The organism is Pseudomonas sp. TH10 (genome assembly GCF_016651255.1).
In the GTDB taxonomy this organism is placed as follows: Bacteria; Pseudomonadota; Gammaproteobacteria; order Pseudomonadales; family Pseudomonadaceae; genus Aquipseudomonas.
Genome location: NZ_JAEKEG010000091.1, coordinates 36,018 through 55,973 on the forward strand (window position 1 = coordinate 36,018; position 19,956 = coordinate 55,973).

Sequence of the window (19,956 nt, forward strand, 5' to 3'; positions counted from 1 at the left end):
CATGGAAAATAATCAGCCGATTATCATCAAGCGCGTCAAGCGCATAGCCGGCGGGCATCACGGCGGGGCGTGGAAAATCGCCTTCGCCGACTTCGCCACGGCGATGATGGCGTTCTTCCTGGTGTTGTGGCTGCTGTCCACCGCAACACCGGAACAGAAGATCGCCATCGCCGGTTACTTCAAAGACCCGGTCGGCTTCTCCGAAAGCGGCACGCCGTACATCATCGATCTCGGCGGTACGCCGACCCTGGCGCCGGAAAACACCCTCAACCCCGAGGTGAAATCCCAGCCGCAACCGGACAAGGTCACGGTCGACACCGAGCAGGTCGAAGGCATGGCCGAGCAGGTCGAGAAAGAACGTCTGGAACTGCTTCTGCAAGAACTGCAGAACAAGGTCGACGAGAACCCGCAACTGCAGAAATTCAAGGACCAGATCCTCTTCGAGATCACGCCGAACGGCTTGCGCATCCAGATCATGGACGCCGAGAACCGGCCGATGTTCGACTCGGGTTCTGCGCGTCTGAAACCGTATTTCGAAGACATCCTGCTGGCCATGGCCGACACCATCAAAGCGGTGCCGAACAAGATCAGCATCAGCGGCCACACTGATGCCACGCCGTACACCGGCAGCGGCGAGTTTGGTAACTGGGAACTCTCGGCCAACCGCGCCAACGCCGCACGACGTGCACTGGTAGCGGGCAGTTATCCTGAATCGCAGGTGGCGCGCGTGGTCGGTTATGCGTCTTCGGCCTTGTTTGACCGGGTCAACCCGGTCAATCCGGTCAATCGCCGTATCGACATAGTGGTCTTGACCAAAAAGGCCCAGGAAGCCATTGAAGGGGCGCAAGGTGCTGATCCTTCGGGAGCGCTGCCCCAGGGGCAGGGCGCGCCGGGGGAGGTCCCGGCCACTCCGGTTGATCCGAATGCCTTGCCTGCCGACCAGCAGCCGATACCGGCGCATGAGATTCGCGAGCGGTTGAATCTGTTCGAGGATGCGGCGCCGAAACCGGGCGCGCCGGCGCAATAGACGTGGACAAGCCCTGCAGAAACATCTGACATCTAATGGTTTCAGGTTTCAGGTTTCAGGTTTCAGGTTTCAGGCAGGCAGGCAGGCAGGCAGGCAGCAGCGAGCCCACCCCTCGGCATCGAGGGGGCAGGGCAGCTGTTAGTAGGTGCTTTCCGGCAGACTGGCGATGATCGAGCGGTAGCTGTTCATCCGTTGCTGTTGCACGCGTCCATCTTCCAGTGCCTTGAGCAGTGCACAACCTGGTTCGCGATCATGCTTGCAGTCGCGGAAGCGGCAGGTGCCGAGCAGGTCGTTGAACTCGATGAAGCCGGCTTCGACGTCGGCGCGGCTGACGTGGCCGAGACCGAATTCACGAATACCCGGGGAGTCGATCAGCTCGCCGCCGCCCGGGAAGTGGAACAGCCGTGCGGTGGTGGTTGTGTGCGTGCCTTGGCCGGACAGCTCGGAAAGCGGCCCGACGCGGGTTTCAACCTCAGGCAGCAAGCTGTTGACCAGCGAGGACTTGCCGACACCGGACTGGCCGACGAACACGCTGATGCGCCCGTCGAGCTGCTGTTGCAGTTGTTCCATGCCATTGCCGTGGTGCGCCGACACTTCCAGCACCGGGTAACCCAGCGTGCGGTAAACGGCCAGCAAGGCGTTGAGCGCCGGGGCGTTCTGCTCGTCGATCAGGTCGTACTTGTTCAGCAGCAACAGCGGACGGATGCCGGCGTGTTCGGCGGCTACGAGGTAGCGGTCGATCAGGTTGGCATGCGGCTCGGGCAGCGGGGCGAAGACGATGACGATCATATCGACGTTGGCCGCGACCGGTTTCAGTTGGCCACGGCTGTCCGGGCGGCAGAGTTCGGTGATGCGCGGCAGTTGCGCGACGATCACACCAATGCCCTGATTGCCGGCACGCCAGACCACCTGATCGCCGGTCACCAGCGCAGGCAGGTTGGCGCGCAAGTGGCAACGGAACACCTGGCCGGCGAGCTCGCCGTCTTTGGCTTCGACCTCGACCTGCACACCGAAGTGGGCGATCACCAGGCCATGCTGTTCCGGGCCCAGGTCACCGCCCTCAAGGGCTTCGACCGCCGAGGACTCGCGTTTGGCGGCGCGGGCAGCGCGTTCGCCCTGAATCTTTTCGATGCGCCAGTTTTGACGACGATTGAGTTGGCGTTTGGCCATGGGTGTTCCGTCTGAAGAATGCTGCGATTAGGTAAAACGGCCGCGAGTTTAGCACGCCCGGGCACCGGCCTAGGCTAAACTGCGCAGCATTGCCCAGGAGCCGAAATATGCAAAACCCGCAGAACTTAATCTGGATCGACCTCGAAATGACCGGTCTTGATCCGGATAACGACGTCATCATCGAAATGGCCACCATCGTCACCGACAGTGACCTCAACACCTTGGCCGAAGGCCCGGTGATCGCTATCCACCACAGCGACGAAGTGCTCGCGCGCATGGACGAGTGGAACACCCGTCAGCATGGCGGCTCCGGCCTGACCCAGCGCGTGCGCGACAGCCGCATCAGCATGGCCGAAGCCGAAGCCGAAACCATCGCTTTCCTGGAAAAATGGGTACCGAAGGGCAAGTCGCCGATCTGCGGCAACAGCATCTGCCAGGATCGTCGCTTTCTTTATACCCACATGAAGTCGCTGGAAAGTTACTTCCATTACCGCAACCTCGACGTCTCGACGCTCAAGGAACTGGCTGCCCGCTGGGCGCCGGACGTGCGCGACAGCTTCAAGAAGGGCAGCACGCACCTGGCGCTGGACGACATCCGCGAATCGATCGCCGAGCTGCAGCACTACCGCAAGCACTTCATCAAGTTCTGATTGCGGACTACGCGCCCTGCGTAGGCGCTGCCGAAGGCTGCGATCTCTTGATCTTGAAAAAAGTTAAAAGACCGCAGCCTGCGGGGGGCACCGCACGCGCCCTCTTTTGGTGCCTCGGCGAAGTGAGTAGACTGCGCGCCTTCCTGTCTGGATCGCCACCATGTTGCTGATGCTCTATCTGATCGCCATCACCGCCGAAGCCATGACTGGCGCCTTATCTGCCGGGCGTCGCGGCATGGACTGGTTTGGCGTGGTGCTGATCGCCTGCGTCACGGCCCTGGGCGGTGGATCGGTGCGCGATGTGCTGCTGGGGCATTACCCGCTGACTTGGGTCAAACACCCGGAATACCTGGTGCTGACCTCGTTCGCAGCCATGTTCACCATCTTTGCGGCACGCTGGATGCGCCACTTGCGCTCATTGTTCCTGGTGCTGGACGCCGTGGGGCTGGTGGCTTTCACCCTGATCGGCTGCATGACCGCCCTGGAAATGGGCCACGGCATGCTGGTGGCCTCGGTCAGCGGTGTGATCACCGGGGTCTTCGGTGGCATCTTGCGCGACATCTTCTGCAACGACATCCCGCTGATCTTCAGGCGCGAACTGTACGCCAGCGTGTCGTTTGCCGCGGCATGGTGCTACATGCTCTGCCTGTATCTGAACGTGCCGAGCGAACAAGCCATCCTCATCACCCTGTTCGGCGGCTTTCTGCTGCGCCTGCTGGCGATCCGCTTCCACTGGGAAATGCCCAAGTTCGTTTACAACGACGCGCCTTGACGCCGCCACCCTGCCTGCGGGGCACAGGTTATCGTTGACTGAAACGCCTCCTGTAGGAGCGAGCTCGCTCGCGAAAAACCTGAGAGCGCCGCCGGGTGCCAGGTCCCCAGCGTCATCGTTGACGACCATCGCGAGCGAGCTCGCTCCTACAGCAGTCCATGTTGCTTGAGGGCCCATTCGACATGTTCGCGCACCAGCTCCGACGGATACTCGCGCCGAGCCTTCAGCGCCTCCAGTACCGGAATACTCGACGGTGCATTCCCCAGCCCCACCGCCAGATTGCGCAGCCAACGCTCATAACCCGCCCGGCGTAGCGGCGAGCCTTCAGTGCTGCCGAGAAATTTTTCTTCATCCCACATGAACAGCTCGGCCAGTTCAGCGTTGTCCAGATTGTGCCGCGGCTTGAAATCGCTTTCGCCAGATGGCCGGGCAAAACGGTTCCATGGACAGACCATCTGGCAGTCGTCGCAGCCGAACACCCGATTGCCGATCAGCGGCCGGAGTTCTTCGGGAATCGCGCTTTTGAGTTCGATGGTCAGGTAGGAGATGCAGCGGCGGGCATCCAGCACATAGGGCCCCACGAAGGCATTGGTAGGGCAGATGTCCAGGCAAGCGGTGCAGCGGCCGCAGTGCTCGGTGGCGTGGGGCGGGTCTTCCGGCAGGGGCAGGTCGACGAACAGCTCGCTGAGAAAGAAGTAGCTGCCGGCTTTGCGGTTCAATACCAGGGTGTTCTTGCCAATCCAGCCCAGGCCGGCCTTTTCGGCGATCGCTTTCTCGAGCACCGGAGCGCTGTCGACGAAAGCGCGATAGCCGAAGGGGCCGATGACCGCCTGAATTTTTTCTGCCAGCTGTTGCACACGTTTACGGATCAATTTGTGGTAATCGCGGCCCAAGGCATAACGCGATACGTAAGCTTTTTCCGGTTGGGCCAGACGTTTGGCCATTTCGGTGTCGCCCGGCAAGTAGTCCATGCGCAGAGAAACCACGCGCAGGGTGCCGGGAACCAGTTCCTCGGGGTGCGAGCGTTTGCTGCCGTGGGCGCCCATGTAGTCCATCTCGCCGTGGTAGCCGGCCTCGAGCCAGCGCTCCAGGTGCTGCTCATGCTCGGCCAGATCGAGGCCGCTGATGCCGACTTGCTGAAAGCCCAGCTCGCGGCCCCAATCCTTGATCGATTGGGCGAGGGCGGGCAGGTCTGTGGTGATGGCGGACATGAGGCGAGAGAAACCGGAGCTGAGGTGCGTATAATTCTGCCAGACATCGGAGCCCGAAGACGTATGCCGCACACTAAAGATGAATTACCCGACGCGCTGTACAGCGCCGCACAAGTCCGCGAGCTTGATGCGAGCCTGATTGCGGCAGGTACGCCAGGCTTCGAATTGATGCAGCGCGCGGCGCGGGCAACCTGGCGCGCGCTGGTGCGCCAATGGCCGGCGGCGAACGAACTGAGCGTGTTGGCGGGGCACGGCAACAATGCCGGTGACGGCTATCTGGTTGCCGTGCTGGCCCGGCGCGCGGGATGGTCGGTGCGAGTGCTGGCTGTTGCTGACCCCCAGCGGCTGCAGGGAGATGCGGCGCGGGCTTATGCCGAAGCCGTTGCCGAACAGGTCGTCATTGAGGCCTGGGATGCGCAGCCATGCTTGCGTGGCATCGTGCTGGACGCTTTGCTCGGCACCGGGCTGAGCGGCGAAGTACGTGAACCCTATGCCAGTGCAATCGCCGCCATCAATTGTAGCGACCTGCCAGTGGCCGCGGTGGATATTCCTTCAGGCCTGTGTGCCGATACCGGGCGCATCCTTGGCTGCGCCGTGTGCGCCGACCTGACGGTGACTTTCATTGGCCTGAAGCTGGGGCTGTTCACCGGCGATGCGGCGGATCAAGTAGGAACGTTGGTATTCAACGACCTGCAGGCGGAGCCGCAGCTGCTGGCGCGGGCGCCTGTCAGCGCTCGTCGCCTGGGTACTGGCAATCTGCCTCGACTGGCACCCAGGGCGCCGGCGTCACATAAAGGTAAATTTGGCCATGTGTTGCTTATCGGCGGTGATCGGGGCTTCGGCGGCGCTATTCTCCTGAGTGCGCAAAGCGCCCTGCGCAGTGGTGCGGGCATGGTCTCCGTGGCGACTCGTAGCGAACACGTGCCCGCCGCTTTAGCCAGAATGCCAGAAGCCATGGTGCTGGGGACTTCCTCCGCGAACCAGCTGATGGGGTTACTGGAAAAGGTCTCGGTGCTGGTCGTCGGCCCAGGCTTGGGTCGCGACGCCTGGGGACGCAGCCTGTTGTCGGCCGCTGCCAACGCACCGCTGCCGCAAGTCTGGGACGCCGATGCACTGAACCTGCTGTCCGAGGCGCACGTCAGCTTGCCCAAAGGCTGCATCATTACCCCGCACCCGGGGAGGCCGCGTGCTTGCTGGGCATGTCGACGGCCGAGGTCCAGGCGGACCGCCCGGCTGCAGCCCGCGCGTTGAGCAAAAAATATACAGCTGTCGTCGTTCTCAAAGGCGCCGGCAGCTTGATCGCCAGCCCGGATGGGCGTCTGGCGCTGTGTCATCAAGGCCATCCGGCGATGGCTACCGCCGGCTTGGGCGATGTACTCGCAGGATTGGTCGGTGCGTTGCTGGCCCAGGGCATGGACGCGTACGACGCGGCCTGCCTGGGGGTATGGCTGCATGCCAATGCCGGCGCGCAAGAAGGAAAATCGGGCCGTGGGCTGGCGGCCAGTGATCTGATCCCGGCCATTCGTCAGTTGTTGGAGGAGCAAGCACCGTGTCTGAAGTAAACCTGTACCTGGCCGATGAACAGGCCATGAGCGACTTTGGCGCACGGATCGCCCGCGTGACCCAGGGCCATGGCCTGATTTTCCTGGAAGGCAATCTGGGGATGGGCAAAACCACGTTGTCGCGAGGGATCATTCGCGGGTTGGGCCACGTCGGCGCGGTAAAAAGTCCGACCTTCACCTTGGTCGAGCCCTACGAGATCGGTGACGTCCGCGCCTTCCACTTCGACCTGTATCGCTTGGTCGATCCGGAAGAACTGGAGTTTCTCGGCATCCGTGACTACTTCGAAGACGATGCCCTGTGCCTGATCGAGTGGCCCGATAAAGGTGCAGGCTTTTTGCCAAAGCCTGACCTGACCATTACCATTAGCCCGCAAGACAGCGGGCGTTCGCTGAAAATTTTATCCCAGGGCTCGCGTGGCGAAGCCTGGTGTGCCGCTTTGGCATTGGAATCCAATTAAATGATGGGGTTAGGTATGCGCTTTCGCGCGTTGGTGGCTGCCGCTGGACTGATGTTGATGGCAGTAACCGTCAACGCTGTGGCCGATACAAAGGTCAACAGCGTGCGCCTGTGGCGGGCGCCGGACAACACGCGACTGGTCTTCGACCTGAGCGGCCCGGTGCAGCACAGCGTCTTCACGTTGACAGCGCCGGATCGACTGGTCATTGACATCAATGGCGCGTCCCTTGGCGCACCATTGAGTGTCAATTCGGCGAATACGCCGATCACCGCCATGCGCTCGGCCCAGCGTACGCCGACCGACCTGCGCGTGGTCATCGACCTGAAGAAAGCCGTGACTCCCAAGAGCTTTACCCTGGCGCCGAACGCCCAGTACGGCAATCGCCTGGTGGTCGACCTGTTCGACGACGCTGCCGATGCCGCGCCTATTCCCGCGCCGACCAACGTCGCCAAGGTGGCGCCGGTGCCGGTCACACCCTCCGAACCGGCAATCAAGTTGCCGCCAGCCCCGGCCGGCAAGCGCGACATCATTGTGGTGATCGACGCCGGCCACGGTGGCGAAGACCCGGGTGCGTCCGGCTCGCGCGGCCAGCGTGAGAAAGACGTGGTACTGGCCATTGCCCGGGAGCTGCAGCGTCAGGTCAATGGCATGAAAGGCTTCCGCGCCGAACTGACCCGCACCGGCGACTACTTCATCCCGCTGCGCGGCCGAACCGAAATTGCCCGCAAGAAAGGCGCCGACCTGTTCGTCTCGATCCATGCCGACGCGGCCCCATCGGCGGCGGCATTCGGCGCTTCGGTGTTTGCCCTGTCTGATCGCGGTGCCACTTCGGAGACAGCCCGTTGGCTGGCTGATAGCGAAAACCGTTCCGACCTGATCGGGGGCGCTGGCAATGTCAGCCTCGATGACAAGGACCGCATGCTCGCAGGTGTACTGCTCGACCTGTCGATGACTGCGTCGCTGACGTCCAGCCTCAACGTTGGTCAGAAAGTGCTGACCAATATCGGCCGCGTGACGCCGCTGCACAAACAGCGCGTGGAACAGGCCGGGTTCATGGTGCTGAAGTCGCCGGACATTCCGTCGATCCTGGTCGAAACCGGCTTCATCTCCAATGCCAACGAAGCGAACAAGCTTTCGGCCTCGGGCCACCAGCAAGCGCTGGCGCGCTCGATCAGCAGCGGCGTGCGCCAGTTCTTCCAACAGAACCCGCCACCGGGCACCTACATCGCCTGGCTGCGTGATTCCGGCAAGATCGTCCAGGGCCCACGCGACCACCGCGTCGGCCCAGGCGAAACCCTGGCGATGATCGGTGTGCGTTATCAGGTATCGCCGGCCACGTTGCGCAGCGCGAACAATCTGAAAAGCGATGAGCTGAAAGTCGGCCAACACCTGACCATTCCTGGCACCGAACTGGCGTCCAAAGAATGAACGAGGTGCTGAACGCTGCCGCCCGCATCGAACTGCTCAGCCCACGGCTGGCGAACCAGATTGCCGCCGGTGAAGTGGTTGAACGCCCGGCCTCGGTGATCAAGGAACTGTTGGAAAACAGCCTCGACTCCGGTGCCAAACGCATCGATGTCGACGTTGAACAGGGCGGCGTCAAACTGCTACGCGTGCGTGACGATGGCAGCGGTATTTCTGCCGATGACCTGCCGCTGGCCCTGGCCCGTCACGCCACCAGCAAGATCCGCAACCTCGAAGACCTCGAGCAGGTGATGAGCCTGGGTTTCCGTGGTGAGGCGTTGGCGTCGATCAGTTCCGTGGCGCGCCTGACCCTGACCTCGCGCACCCGCGACGCCGATCAGGCCTGGCAGGTCGAGACTGAAGGTCGCGACATGGCGCCTCGGGTGCAACCGGCAGCGCATCCGGTCGGCACCTCGGTGGAAGTTCGCGACCTGTTCTTCAATACCCCGGCGCGGCGCAAATTCCTCAAGACCGAAAAAACCGAATTCGATCATCTGCAAGAAGTGATCAAACGTCTGGCATTGGCGCGTTTCGACGTGGCTTTCCATCTGCGCCACAACGGCAAGACCATCCTCAGCCTGCACGAAGCCCACGATGACGCGGCCCGTGCCCGCCGTGTGGCGGCGATTTGCGGCTCGGGTTTTCTCGAGCAGGCGCTGCCGATCGAGATCGAGCGTAACGGTTTGCATCTGTGGGGCTGGGTCGGGTTGCCGACCTTCAACCGTAGCCAGGCGGATTTGCAGTATTTCTTTGTGAACGGCCGGGCAGTGCGCGACAAACTGGTGGCCCACGCCGTGCGTCAGGCCTATCGCGACGTGCTGTTCAACGGTCGCCATCCGACCTTTGCACTGTTTTTCGAGGTTGATCCGGCGGCGGTCGACGTCAACGTCCACCCGACCAAACACGAAGTGCGCTTCCGTGACGGGCGCATGGTGCATGACTTCCTTTACGGCACCTTGCACCGGGCGCTGGGCGATGTGCGTCCGGAGGATCAGCTTGCCGGTTCAGTGACCACCGCCATCGTCCGTCCGACAGGGTTGGATGCTGGCGAATTCGGCCCGCAGGGCGAAATGCGTCTGGCGGCCAATGCGCTGCTGGAGCAACCGCAGGCGCAACCGATGTTCAATACGCCGGCGGGTTCGGGCGCGGGTGCCGGCTACCAGTATCAATACTCGCCACGGCCACAGTCCACAGTGCCGGCAGCTGAAGCGCAGGCGGCCTACCGTGAGTTCTTTGCCCCGCTGCCCGAAGCCAACGCAGCCGCGCTGCCGGCCGGACAAGAGGACATTCCGCCGCTGGGTTACGCCCTGGCGCAGCTCAAGGGCATCTACATCCTCTCGGAAAACGCCCAGGGGCTGGTGCTGGTCGATATGCACGCCGCCCACGAGCGGATCATGTACGAGCGCCTGAAGATCGCCATGGCCAGCGAGGGCCTCAGCGGCCAGCCGCTGTTGGTGCCGGAATCGCTGGCGGTCAGTCAGCGCGAGGCGGATTGCGCCGAAGAACATGCGGCGTGGTTTCAGCGTCTGGGTTTCGAATTGCAGCGCCTGGGCCCGGAAACCCTGGCGATCCGCCAGATTCCAGCCTTGCTGAAGCAGGCCGAAGCCAATCGTCTGGTCGGCGACGTGCTGTCCGACTTGATGGAGTACGGCACCAGCGACCGGATTCAGGCGCACCTGAACGAACTGCTCGGCACCATGGCCTGTCACGGCGCGATCCGCGCCAATCGGCGCCTGGCTTTGCCGGAAATGAACGGCCTGCTGCGTGACATGGAAAACACCGAGCGCAGCGGTCAATGCAACCATGGCCGACCGACCTGGACCCAACTGGGCCTGGACGATCTGGACAAACTGTTCCTGCGCGGTCGTTGATGAGCCAGCTCCCTCCAGCGATTTTCCTGATGGGCCCGACCGCTGCGGGCAAGACCGATCTGGCCATCGAGCTGACCAAGGTGCTGCCGTGCGAGCTGATCAGTGTCGACTCGGCGCTGGTCTATCGCGGTATGGACATCGGCACTGCCAAGCCTTCGAAAGAGCTGCTGGCCGAATATCCGCACCGTTTGATCGACATCCTCGACCCGGCCGAAGCCTATTCGGCTGCGGATTTCCGTCGCGATGCCCTGCAAGCCATGGCGGAAATCACCGCGCGCGGAAAAATTCCGCTGCTGGTCGGCGGCACGATGCTCTATTACAAGGCTTTGGTGGACGGGTTGGCGGACATGCCGGCGGCCGATCCGCAGATTCGCGCGCAGATCGAAGAAGAAGCTGCACGCCTTGGCTGGCAAGCCCTGCACGATCAATTGGCGGTCATCGACCCGGTGTCGGCCGCGCGGATTCACCCGAACGATCCGCAACGCTTGAGTCGCGCGCTGGAAGTTTATCGAGTCAGCGGTCAGAGCATGACTGCTCTGCGCCAGCAACAATCTGCGCAAAGTACTGAAGCAGCCGCTTCGGGACTGCAACAATTGCCCTATACTGTCGCGAACTTGGCCATTGCCCCGGCAAATCGTCAGGTATTGCACGAGCGCATTAAACAAAGATTCACAAATATGTTGGAACAGGGATTCATCGACGAGGTCGTAGCCCTGCGTAATAGAAGTGACCTGCATGCCGGGTTGCCGTCTATACGTGCAGTAGGTTACCGCCAAGTCTGGGATTACCTGGATGGCAAGCTGACATTGGCCGAAATGCAAGAGCGCGGCATCATCGCCACGCGCCAATTGGCCAAACGCCAGTTCACCTGGCTGCGCAGCTGGGAAGATTTACACTGGCTGGACAGTCTTGATTGCGACAATCTGCCACGCGCCTTGAAATACCTTGGGACCATCTCCATATTGAGCTGAGTCCTTGCAATTGCCGTCTATCCTTGGGGGTGTGACGGCCACAAGCCATCTGAATTACCTATTTTTTATTATTGAATCCTTAAAGGAGTGCGGCACATGTCAAAAGGGCATTCGCTACAAGACCCTTACTTGAATACTTTACGTAAAGAGAAAGTTGGGGTTTCCATCTACCTGGTCAACGGTATCAAACTGCAAGGCACGATCGAGTCGTTCGACCAGTTCGTGATCCTGCTGAAAAACACCGTGAGCCAGATGGTTTACAAACACGCTATCTCGACAGTAGTGCCGGTTCGTCCAATTCGTCTGCCTAGCGCAACCGAATCCGAAGCAGGTGACGCTGAGCCAGGTAACGCCTGATAGGAGTCTCCTTTGTTCTTTGAGCGCCACGGTGGTGGTGAACGAGTAATCCTCGTTCACTTGGATGGACAGGACCCTGAGGCGCGCGAAGATCCGCAGGAGTTTCAGGAATTGGCTAATTCGGCCGGCGCCGAGACCGTTGCGTTTTTTAACGTGCCGCGTCATCGGCCAACCGCCAAATACCTGATTGGCAGCGGCAAGGTCGAGGAACTGCGCGACCTGGTCAAAGCTGAAGAAGCCGATCTGGTGATTTTCAATCACATCCTCACGCCCAGTCAGGAACGTAACCTCGAACGTGTTTTCGAGTGTCGCGTGATCGACCGTACCGGTCTGATTCTCGATATTTTCGCCCAGCGCGCCCGTACCCATGAAGGCAAGCTCCAGGTAGAACTGGCCCAGCTTGACCACATGAGCACCCGGCTGGTTAGAGGCTGGACTCACCTTGAGCGTCAGGGTGGCGGTATCGGCATGCGCGGTCCGGGTGAAACCCAGCTGGAAACCGACCGCCGTTTGCTGCGGGTTCGCCTGCGCCAGATCAAGGGCCGGCTGGAAAAAGTGCGCAGCCAGCGCGAACAGTCGCGACGCGGCCGATCGCGTGCGGATATCCCTACCGTGTCTCTGGTGGGCTATACCAACGCCGGTAAATCCACACTCTTCAACAACGTGACGAAATCCGACGTCTACGCGGCTGACCAATTGTTTGCCACGCTGGATCCGACCCTGCGCCGTCTGGATATAGACGACCTGGGGCCGATTGTTCTGGCCGACACGGTGGGCTTCATTCGTCACTTGCCACACAAGCTGGTCGAGGCGTTTCGGTCTACCCTCGAAGAGTCGAGCAACTCCGATCTGCTGTTGCACGTGATCGATGCGGCCGAGCCGGATCGCATGTTGCAGATCGAACAGGTGATGGTGGTGCTGGGCGAGATTGGTGCCCAGGACTTGCCGATCCTCGAGGTCTATAACAAACTCGATTTGCTTGAAGGCGTCGAGCCACAAATCCAGCGCGACGAAAACGGCAAGCCTCTAAGGGTCTGGTTGTCGGCGCGTGATGGCAGTGGCCTGGAGTTGCTGGAGCAAGCCATTGCCGAGTTGCTTGGCAGTGATTTGTTTGTTGGCACCTTGCGCTTGCCGCAACGATTCGCTCGACTGCGTGCGCAGTTTTTCGAACTCGGTGCGGTGCAGAAAGAAGAACACGACGAAGAAGGCATCAGTTTGCTGGCCGTTCGTTTGCCCCGGGTCGAGTTGAATCGACTGGTAAGCCGCGAAGGATTGCAGCCGATGGAATTCATCGAGCAACACACTTTGCAATAAAAGCCTGAAAAAGCGGTTGTGCCGCGACGGCAGGCATTCTGTAGCATTGGTCGGCGCGCCGTGGGTGCGTCTTTGCTTTATCAGATGGAGAGCGCTATGGCTTGGAATGAGCCGGGTGGCAACTCGAATAATCAGGATCCTTGGGGTGGCAAGCGCCGCAATAACGGCGACCGCAAGGGGCCACCAGATCTCGACGAGGCCTTCCGAAAGCTGCAGGAAAGCCTGAACGGGTTGTTCGGTGGTGGAAAAAAACGTGGTGATGACGGCGGTGGTTCGGGCAGGAGCGGTGGTGGCTTCGGCGGCCTGCTCGGCATCGGCCTGGTCGTGCTCGCGGCTGTCTGGCTGTACAGCGCGGTTTACGTGGTCGACGAGCAGGAGCAAGCCGTGGTGCTGCGCTTCGGCAAGTACTACGAGACCGTTGGCCCGGGCTTGAACATCTACTTCCCGCCGATTGATAAAAAGTACATGGAAAACGTAACGCGTGAGCGTGCGTACACCAAGCAGGGCCAGATGCTGACCGAAGACGAGAACATCGTCGAAGTGCCGCTGACCGTGCAGTACAAGATCACCAACCTGCAGGACTTCGTGCTGAACGTCGATCAGCCGGAGATCAGCCTGCAGCATGCGACCGACAGCGCCCTGCGCCACGTGGTGGGTTCGACCGCCATGGACCAGGTGCTGACCGAAGGTCGTGAGTTGATGGCCAGCGAAATCAAGGAGCGTCTGCAACGCTTCCTCGATACTTATCGCACCGGTATCACCGTCACTCAGGTCAACGTACAGAGCGCAGCGGCACCGCGTGAAGTGCAGGAAGCCTTCGATGACGTGATCCGCGCCCGTGAAGACGAGCAGCGTTCGCGCAACCAGGCTGAAACCTACGCCAACGGCGTCGTGCCGGAAGCACGTGGTCAGGCCCAGCGCATCCTTGAAGATGCCAACGGTTACCGCGACGAAACGGTCTCGCGTGCCAAGGGTGAAGCGGATCGTTTCACCAAACTGGTTGCCGAGTATCGCAAGGCTCCTGAAGTCACCCGTCAGCGTCTGTATCTGGACACCATGCAGGAAGTATTCAGCAACACCAGCAAGGTACTCGTGACCGGTAACAAAAACGGCCAGAGCAACCTGCTTTACCTGCCGTTGGACAAAATGATTGACAGTGGTCGCAGCACCAGCGCTCCGGTGACGGGCGCAGCAGCCACCAGCAATGAAGCGAATGCGCGTGCAGCAGCTGATCTGCAGCAACAGCAGGCACGTACCAGGGAGACCCGCTGATGAGCAATAAATCGCTGATCGCCCTTATTGTTGGCGTCGTTGTGCTACTGGTTGGCTGGAACTGCTTCTACATCGTCGCTCAGACCGAGCGTGCGGTGCTGCTGCAATTCGGTCGTGTGGTTCAGGCCGATGTTCAGCCAGGTCTGCATGTGAAAGTGCCTTACGTTAACCAGGTGCGTAAATTCGACGCACGTCTGATGACGCTGGATGCACCGACACAGCGCTTCCTGACCCTGGAAAAGAAAGCTGTGATGGTCGATGCCTACGCCAAGTGGCGCGTGAAAGATGCCGAGCGCTTCTACACCGCAACGTCGGGCCTCAAGCAAATCGCCGATGAACGTCTGTCGCGTCGACTGGAATCCGGTCTGCGTGACCAGTTCGGTAAGCGCACCCTGCACGAAGTCGTGTCGGGCGAGCGTGATGCGCTGATGGCTGACATCACCGCGTCGCTGAACAAGATGGCGGAAAAAGAGCTGGGTATCGAAGTGGTCGATGTCCGGGTCAAGGCCATCGATCTGCCGAAGGAAGTAAACCGCAGCGTGTTCGAACGTATGAGCACCGAGCGTGAGCGTGAAGCTCGCGAGCATCGCGCCAAGGGTAACGAACTGGCCGAAGGCATCCGTGCCGACGCCGATCGTCAACGCCGCGTGCTGCTGGCTGAAGCCTATCGTGAATCCGAAGAGATTCGCGGTGACGGTGACGCCCAGGCCGCTGCGATCTACTCCAAGGCTTACGGTCAGGATCAGGAGTTCTACGGTTTCTACCGCAGCCTTCGCGCCTACCGTGAAAGCTTCGCGAACAAATCCGACGTCCTGGTCCTCGACCCAAGCAGCGACTTCTTCCGTTACCTGGAAAAGTCCAAGCCTTGATACGACGTTGACCTGAATCATTCCGCCCGGCGGCTAAAACCTCGGGCGGGGTGATCCTTTGGGAAAACGTGTGTATGATGCGGCAGCCGGGAAATTCCCGGCTTTTTTGCGTCTGCACGTTTGATTGCTGTTTTTTGTTGCAGGCATCGGGTTGAATGGCCCGAGAGTATTTCGAGGAAAGTGATGGGCGAAGCCGATAACAGGCCTTTCGCCGCGTCGTTCATGCGCGTGCGTTTTGAACGGATCGGTCATTTTCTGCTTCACTCAAGGCTCGCCCGCAGGCTGGCCGCCCGGATCAAAGGGGAATGGCGTAATGGCAACGGTAGACCGCTGGCTGCTGCCAGATGGCATCGAAGAAGTACTGCCACCGGAAGCGGCGCGCATTGAAGTAGCGCGTCGTCAGGTGTTGGATCTGTTCCAGAGCTGGGGTTACGAGTTTGTCGTGACTCCCCATATCGAGTACCTGGAATCCCTGCTGACCGGCGCGGGCCAGGACCTGGATCTGCGTACCTTCAAGGTCATCGACCCGCAATCGGGCCGGCAGATGGGTTTCCGTGCCGACATCACGCCGCAAGTGGCGCGCATCGATGCGCACACCCTGCGTCGTGAAGGCCCGAGCCGTCTGTGCTACGCCGGCAGCGTGCTGCACGCTCAACCGCGTGCCCTGTCGTCGTCGCGCAGCCCGATCCAGTTAGGCGCCGAGCTGTACGGCGATGCCAGCCCGAGCAGCGACGTCGAAGTCATCAGTCTGATGCTGGCCATGCTGCAACTGGCCGACGTGCCGGACGTGCACATGGACCTTGGTCATGTCGGCATTTACCGTGGCCTGGCGCGTGCCGCCGGTCTGTCCGGTGAAGTCGAGCAGCAGTTGTTCGATGCATTGCAACGCAAGGCCATCGACGAGGTCATTACCTTGACCGAAGGCTTGCCGGCCGATCTGTCCAGCATGCTGCGTGCGTTGGTCGATCTGTGTGGCGGCCGTGAAGTGCTGGAAGCGGCCCGTGAGCGCCTGGCTCATGCGCCGGCGCCGGTACTGGCTGCACTGGACGATTTGCTGGCCATCGCCGAGCGTTTGTCGGCGCGCTTCCCGCAGTTGCCGCTGTACTTTGACCTGGGCGAACTGCGCGGCTACCACTACCACACCGGTGTGGTGTTCGCGGTGTTCGTCCCGGGCGTAGGCCAGTCCATCGCTCAGGGCGGTCGTTACGACGACATCGGCGCCGACTTCGGTCGCGCTCGTCCGGCGACTGGTTTTTCCACCGATTTGAAAACCCTGGTGACCCTGGGGCGTGCTGAGATCGAGCTACCGTCTGGCGGTATCTGGATGCCTGACAGTACGGATGCGGCACTCTGGCAGCAGGTTTGCCAGTTGCGCAGTGAGGGTCAGCGTGTCGTTCAGTCTTTGGCTGGGCAACCTTTGGCCGCCGCCCGTGATGCGGACTGCGACCGGCAATTGATTCAGCAGAACGGGCTTTGGCAAGTATCGCCACTGGCTTCTTGAGTTTTCCTGCCGGCCATCGCCGGCACCAAGTTTGCGCGAATGAGGACAAGTGTTATGGGTAAGAATGTCGTAGTCCTGGGCACCCAATGGGGTGATGAGGGCAAAGGCAAGATCGTTGATCTGCTGACCGAACATGCTGCCGCCGTAGTGCGCTACCAAGGTGGCCACAACGCTGGCCACACCCTGGTGATCGACGGCGAAAAAACCGTCTTGCACCTGATTCCGTCGGGCGTGCTGCGCGAAGGCGTGCAGTGTCTGATCGGCAACGGTGTAGTGGTTGCACCAGACGCCCTGCTGCGCGAGATCACCAAGCTGGAAGAGAAAGGCGTACCGGTGCGTGAGCGTCTGCGTATCAGCCCGTCCTGCCCGCTGATCCTGTCCTTCCACGTAGCGCTGGACCAGGCCCGTGAAAAGGCCCGTGGCGAGCTGAAGATCGGTACCACCGGTCGCGGCATCGGCCCGGCGTACGAAGACAAGGTTGCACGTCGTGGCCTGCGTGTTGGCGATCTGCTCAACATGCCGCGCTTTGAAGACAAGCTGCGTGAACTGGTGGAATACCACAACTTCATGCTGGTGGGTTACTACAAAGAGCCGGCCATTGACTACGACAAGACGCTTGCCGAGTGCAAAGAATACGCTGAGCTGCTCAAGCCGCTGATGCTCGACGTGACTGCCGAGTTGCACGACCTGCGTCGCGCCGGTAAAGACATCATGTTCGAAGGCGCCCAGGGCTCCCTGCTGGACATCGACCACGGTACCTACCCGTACGTGACCAGCTCCAACACCACCGCTGGCGGCGTTGCGACCGGTTCGGGCGTTGGCCCGATGTTCCTGGACTACATCCTGGGCATCACCAAGGCTTACACCACTCGCGTCGGTTCGGGCCCGTTCCCGACTGAGCTGTTCGACGAGGTCGGTGCACACCTGGCCAAACAAGGTCACGAGTTCGGTGCTACCACCGGCCGTGCCCGTCGTTGCGGCTGGTTCGACGCCGTTATCCTGCGTCGCGCTATCGACGTGAACAGCATCTCGGGCATCTGCCTGACCAAGCTGGACGTACTCGACGGCCTGGAAACCATCAACATTTGCGTCGGCTACAAAGACGCGCAAGGCAACGCCGTTGCTCCGACTGACGCTGACAGCTACGTGGGCCTGCAGCCTGTGTACGAAGAAGTGCCAGGCTGGACCGAATCGACCGTGGGTGCCAAAACCCTGGAAGAGCTGCCTGCTAACGCTCGTGCTTACATCAAGCGCGTTGAAGAATTGATCGGCGCGCCGATCGACATTATTTCGACGGGCCCGGATCGCAACGAAACCATCGTTCTGCGTCATCCGTTTGCTTGATAAGTTGTTGATGTAAAAAACAAAGGCCCCTTAATCGGGGCCTTTGTCGTTTATGCCTGTAGGACGGCATGACCTTTGCTGTGAATCTTCCTACAAGAGTGCCATCAATTTAATGGCGTCAGAAGTAGAGGTATTCACAGTGTCGGCCGTTCTCTCACTGTTACAAAGCCGGTTGTTGCGGCCTGTGTTCGTTACCCTTGGTATCGCCCTTTTGGTGCAGGTGTTGGTGGCGGTTGCCCTGACGCGGAGCACCGTGACGGCGCTGGAAGCAGATCTTGCACTGCGCCTCGGTGCTGACAGTCAGAAACTGTCCGGCGAACTGGAGCAGGCTGGACGTGAAGTCACGTCGAGCCTCGATGCCTTGTCCACCAGCACTCGTCAGCGTCTGACCGCTGGTCTGTCCTCGCGGCTGAAGGACGAGCAGGCGCAGCTGCGTACGACATTGGAAAAGGATCTCAAGGATTCGGCCAATGACATGGCGCAGTTGCTGGCCTCGGTCGCCCCGCGCGCCATGTGGGACAGCGACGTACCGACACTCTCGGAGTTCGCCCGCCGGGCGCAGCGCAATCCCAACGTGCTGTTTGTGGTGTATGACGACGCCACCGGGCAGCACCTCACGCGTTATCTGAACCGTGAGAACCCGATCAACAAGGCCCTGCTGGAAAAGGGCCAGGGCGAGCGCGCGCTGGACAAGGTGCTGGATGCGGCAAAGAACGATCCATCGGTTTACTACCTCGAAGCCTCGATCAACCCCAATGGGGTGGAAATCGGCAAGGTCCTGATGGGCGTCTCGACAGCCTCGGTTGAAGCCGACCTGGCAGCCCTCGACAAGCGCTTCTCGGCGTTGATCGGCAGCAGCGACCAACTGGTCGCCGACAGCCCTCAAGGGCGCCGCCGCCGACAGCGCCACGGCCATGCGTGCGCGCCTGCAGTCGGCGCAATCGACCGCATCGGACATGAAAGCCAACACCGCCGCCACTGTGCAGGAGGCGGCGGGTACATTGCGCTGGCGCATAGGCATGAGCCTGGCCGTGGTTGGCTTTGGTGTGCTGCTGTTGCTGGCCGTGGTGTTGGGTCATCGTGTGGTCAACCGACTGAAGATGCTCAACGCGGCCATGGATGATCTTGCTGCCGGTGAGGGCGATCTGACCAAGCGAGTGCAGATCAACAGCAAGGACGAGATCGGCGACATGGCCTCTGCGGTCAATCGCTTTGTGGATAAGTTGCAACCGATCGTGCGCGAGGCGGGTGACGTGGCTCAGCGTACCGGCGTGGAAATCGGCGCGATGACCCTGCGCAATGCCGGTGCCGACGCCGCAGCGGGTATGCAGCGTGACGAAGTCGCCGAAAGCCTGCGCGCGCTGTCGCAAATGGCTGACGAGGCGCAGTCGGAAAGCCACGCGATGCAGGCGGCGTTGAAGCAGGTGGTGGATATCCGCCACGCCACGGATGAAAACACCCGCACGTCAGCCAAGGTTGGCGGTTTGATCGAGGCGCTGGCCGGGCAAGTCGATACCGGGGCGAAAGTCATCGAGCGACTGGCTCAACAGAGTGAGCAGATCGAAGTGGTGCTGACGGTGATTCATGGCATCGCCGAGCAGACTAACTTGTTGGCATTGAACGCGGCCATCGAAGCGGCAAGGGCCGGCGAGACCGGGCGTGGTTTTGCAGTAGTGGCGGACGAAGTGCGTGCGCTGGCGAGCAAAACGCAAAGCTCCACCGGCGACATTCAGGCGCACATCGTTGCCCTGCAACAGGGCGCGCGTGAAGCGGTAGAGGCCATCGGTCAGGCCGGTCGACAGGCCAGTGAAGGGTTGCTGGTGTTGCGTGACAGCGCGCGGTTGCAGCAGTCGGTGCAGGCCTCGGTCGAGCAGGTGCATGCGGCAATTGGTCTGGCGACGCAGGCCGCTGCGCATCAAGCGCAAGGCGCACAGGCCGTGCGTGGACGGGTCGAGACGATTCATGCGCAGGCCGAGAAAGCGGCGCAGGCGGTGGTCGAGACCACCGCCAGCGGCAAGGTGCTGGATGGTTTGGCGGCGCAGCTGAAGGCAAGCCTGGGGCAGTTCAGGGCTTAGATTTTGTACTGGCAGGTCTGACGCTATCGCGGGCAAGCCCGCTCCCACAGTGACTTCTGTTGAGCACA

At 61.1% G+C, this 19,956-nt stretch carries 15 protein-coding genes and 2 pseudogenes; 15 read left to right on the forward strand and 2 right to left on the reverse strand.

Features of this window, described 5'->3' with window-relative positions:
- Position 1: 1 nt before the first annotated feature.
- Positions 2–1,027, forward strand: a complete 1,026-nt coding sequence (gene motB, locus JFT80_RS14470) for a flagellar motor protein MotB (protein ID WP_201148316.1) — start codon at positions 2–4, stop codon at positions 1,025–1,027.
- A gap of 138 nt (positions 1,028–1,165) precedes the next feature.
- Here the strand turns inward: motB and rsgA are convergent, their stop codons facing one another.
- The gene (gene rsgA / locus JFT80_RS14475; RefSeq protein WP_201148317.1) at positions 1,166–2,197 is read right to left on the reverse strand and encodes a small ribosomal subunit biogenesis GTPase RsgA; all 1,032 of its coding nucleotides are present in this window, start codon (positions 2,195–2,197) and stop codon (positions 1,166–1,168) included.
- A gap of 107 nt (positions 2,198–2,304) precedes the next feature.
- Here rsgA and orn point away from each other — a divergent pair, with 107 nt between their 5' ends.
- Complete coding sequence (orn, locus tag JFT80_RS14480; protein ID WP_201148318.1) at positions 2,305–2,847, forward strand: oligoribonuclease; 543 nt, start codon at positions 2,305–2,307, stop codon at positions 2,845–2,847.
- A 160-nt stretch (positions 2,848–3,007) separates the two neighbouring features.
- Positions 3,008–3,619 carry a trimeric intracellular cation channel family protein gene (locus JFT80_RS14485; RefSeq protein WP_201148319.1) on the forward strand — a complete coding sequence of 204 codons (612 nt, stop codon included), beginning with the start codon at positions 3,008–3,010 and terminating at the stop codon, positions 3,617–3,619.
- A 146-nt stretch (positions 3,620–3,765) separates the two neighbouring features.
- On the opposite strand, the gene queG is transcribed toward JFT80_RS14485, so the two are convergent.
- Positions 3,766–4,830 carry a tRNA epoxyqueuosine(34) reductase QueG gene (gene queG, locus JFT80_RS14490; protein ID WP_201148320.1) on the reverse strand — a complete coding sequence of 355 codons (1,065 nt, stop codon included), beginning with the start codon at positions 4,828–4,830 and terminating at the stop codon, positions 3,766–3,768.
- A 63-nt stretch (positions 4,831–4,893) separates the two neighbouring features.
- Here queG and JFT80_RS14495 point away from each other — a divergent pair.
- From JFT80_RS14495 to JFT80_RS14550, 12 genes and pseudogenes are all read left to right on the forward strand, one after another.
- Positions 4,894–6,392: pseudogene (locus JFT80_RS14495) on the forward strand (NAD(P)H-hydrate dehydratase).
- On the forward strand, positions 6,380–6,850 hold the full coding sequence (gene tsaE, locus JFT80_RS14500; RefSeq protein ID WP_201148321.1) for a tRNA (adenosine(37)-N6)-threonylcarbamoyltransferase complex ATPase subunit type 1 TsaE: 471 nt from the start codon (positions 6,380–6,382) through the stop codon (positions 6,848–6,850). The pseudogene JFT80_RS14495 and the gene tsaE overlap by 13 nt, the downstream one beginning before the upstream one ends.
- A gap of 51 nt (positions 6,851–6,901) precedes the next feature.
- Entirely contained in the window at positions 6,902–8,278 is a 1,377-nt protein-coding gene (locus tag JFT80_RS14505; protein ID WP_374091358.1) for an N-acetylmuramoyl-L-alanine amidase, read from the forward strand.
- Between the two features lie 8 nt (positions 8,279–8,286).
- Positions 8,287–10,185, forward strand: coding sequence for a DNA mismatch repair endonuclease MutL (mutL, locus tag JFT80_RS14510; protein ID WP_201148329.1), 1,899 nt, complete (start codon positions 8,287–8,289; stop codon positions 10,183–10,185).
- Positions 10,185–11,156 (forward strand): tRNA (adenosine(37)-N6)-dimethylallyltransferase MiaA, encoded by a 972-nt coding sequence (gene miaA / locus JFT80_RS14515; RefSeq protein WP_201148322.1) that lies wholly within the window; start codon positions 10,185–10,187, stop codon positions 11,154–11,156. Before mutL ends, miaA begins: the two co-directional genes overlap by 1 nt.
- 96 nt (positions 11,157–11,252) lie before the next feature.
- Positions 11,253–11,513 (forward strand): RNA chaperone Hfq, encoded by a 261-nt coding sequence (gene hfq, locus JFT80_RS14520; protein ID WP_007902656.1) that lies wholly within the window; start codon positions 11,253–11,255, stop codon positions 11,511–11,513.
- 12 nt (positions 11,514–11,525) lie between these two features.
- Entirely contained in the window at positions 11,526–12,827 is a 1,302-nt protein-coding gene (hflX, locus tag JFT80_RS14525) for a ribosome rescue GTPase HflX (RefSeq protein WP_201148323.1), read from the forward strand.
- Between the two features lie 96 nt (positions 12,828–12,923).
- Positions 12,924–14,099, forward strand: a complete 1,176-nt coding sequence (gene hflK, locus JFT80_RS14530) for an FtsH protease activity modulator HflK (RefSeq protein ID WP_201148324.1) — start codon at positions 12,924–12,926, stop codon at positions 14,097–14,099.
- Entirely contained in the window at positions 14,099–14,968 is an 870-nt protein-coding gene (gene hflC / locus JFT80_RS14535; protein WP_008078329.1) for a protease modulator HflC, read from the forward strand. Before hflK ends, hflC begins: the two co-directional genes overlap by 1 nt.
- A gap of 313 nt (positions 14,969–15,281) precedes the next feature.
- On the forward strand, positions 15,282–16,469 hold the full coding sequence (locus tag JFT80_RS14540; protein ID WP_201148325.1) for an ATP phosphoribosyltransferase regulatory subunit: 1,188 nt from the start codon (positions 15,282–15,284) through the stop codon (positions 16,467–16,469).
- 54 nt (positions 16,470–16,523) lie between these two features.
- Positions 16,524–17,813 (forward strand): adenylosuccinate synthase, encoded by a 1,290-nt coding sequence (locus JFT80_RS14545; protein ID WP_201148326.1) that lies wholly within the window; start codon positions 16,524–16,526, stop codon positions 17,811–17,813.
- Between the two features lie 139 nt (positions 17,814–17,952).
- Positions 17,953–19,888: pseudogene (locus JFT80_RS14550) on the forward strand (methyl-accepting chemotaxis protein).
- Positions 19,889–19,956: the final 68 nt, after the last annotated feature.

What these genes read in the sequence shown, in the direction of transcription:
- motB (WP_201148316.1), top strand. Translation starts at nt 2, where the DNA reads ATGGAAAATAATCAGCCGATTATCATCAAGCGCGTCAAGCGCATAGCC.
- rsgA (WP_201148317.1), bottom strand. Translation starts at nt 2,197, where the DNA reads ATGGCCAAACGCCAACTCAATCGTCGTCAAAACTGGCGCATCGAAAAG.
- orn (WP_201148318.1), top strand. Translation starts at nt 2,305, where the DNA reads ATGCAAAACCCGCAGAACTTAATCTGGATCGACCTCGAAATGACCGGT.
- JFT80_RS14485 (WP_201148319.1), top strand. Translation starts at nt 3,008, where the DNA reads ATGTTGCTGATGCTCTATCTGATCGCCATCACCGCCGAAGCCATGACT.
- queG (WP_201148320.1), bottom strand. Translation starts at nt 4,830, where the DNA reads ATGTCCGCCATCACCACAGACCTGCCCGCCCTCGCCCAATCGATCAAG.
- JFT80_RS14505 (WP_374091358.1), top strand. Translation starts at nt 6,902, where the DNA reads ATGTTGATGGCAGTAACCGTCAACGCTGTGGCCGATACAAAGGTCAAC.
- miaA (WP_201148322.1), top strand. Translation starts at nt 10,185, where the DNA reads ATGAGCCAGCTCCCTCCAGCGATTTTCCTGATGGGCCCGACCGCTGCG.
- hfq (WP_007902656.1), top strand. Translation starts at nt 11,253, where the DNA reads ATGTCAAAAGGGCATTCGCTACAAGACCCTTACTTGAATACTTTACGT.
- hflK (WP_201148324.1), top strand. Translation starts at nt 12,924, where the DNA reads ATGGCTTGGAATGAGCCGGGTGGCAACTCGAATAATCAGGATCCTTGG.
- hflC (WP_008078329.1), top strand. Translation starts at nt 14,099, where the DNA reads ATGAGCAATAAATCGCTGATCGCCCTTATTGTTGGCGTCGTTGTGCTA.
- JFT80_RS14540 (WP_201148325.1), top strand. Translation starts at nt 15,282, where the DNA reads ATGGCAACGGTAGACCGCTGGCTGCTGCCAGATGGCATCGAAGAAGTA.
- JFT80_RS14545 (WP_201148326.1), top strand. Translation starts at nt 16,524, where the DNA reads ATGGGTAAGAATGTCGTAGTCCTGGGCACCCAATGGGGTGATGAGGGC.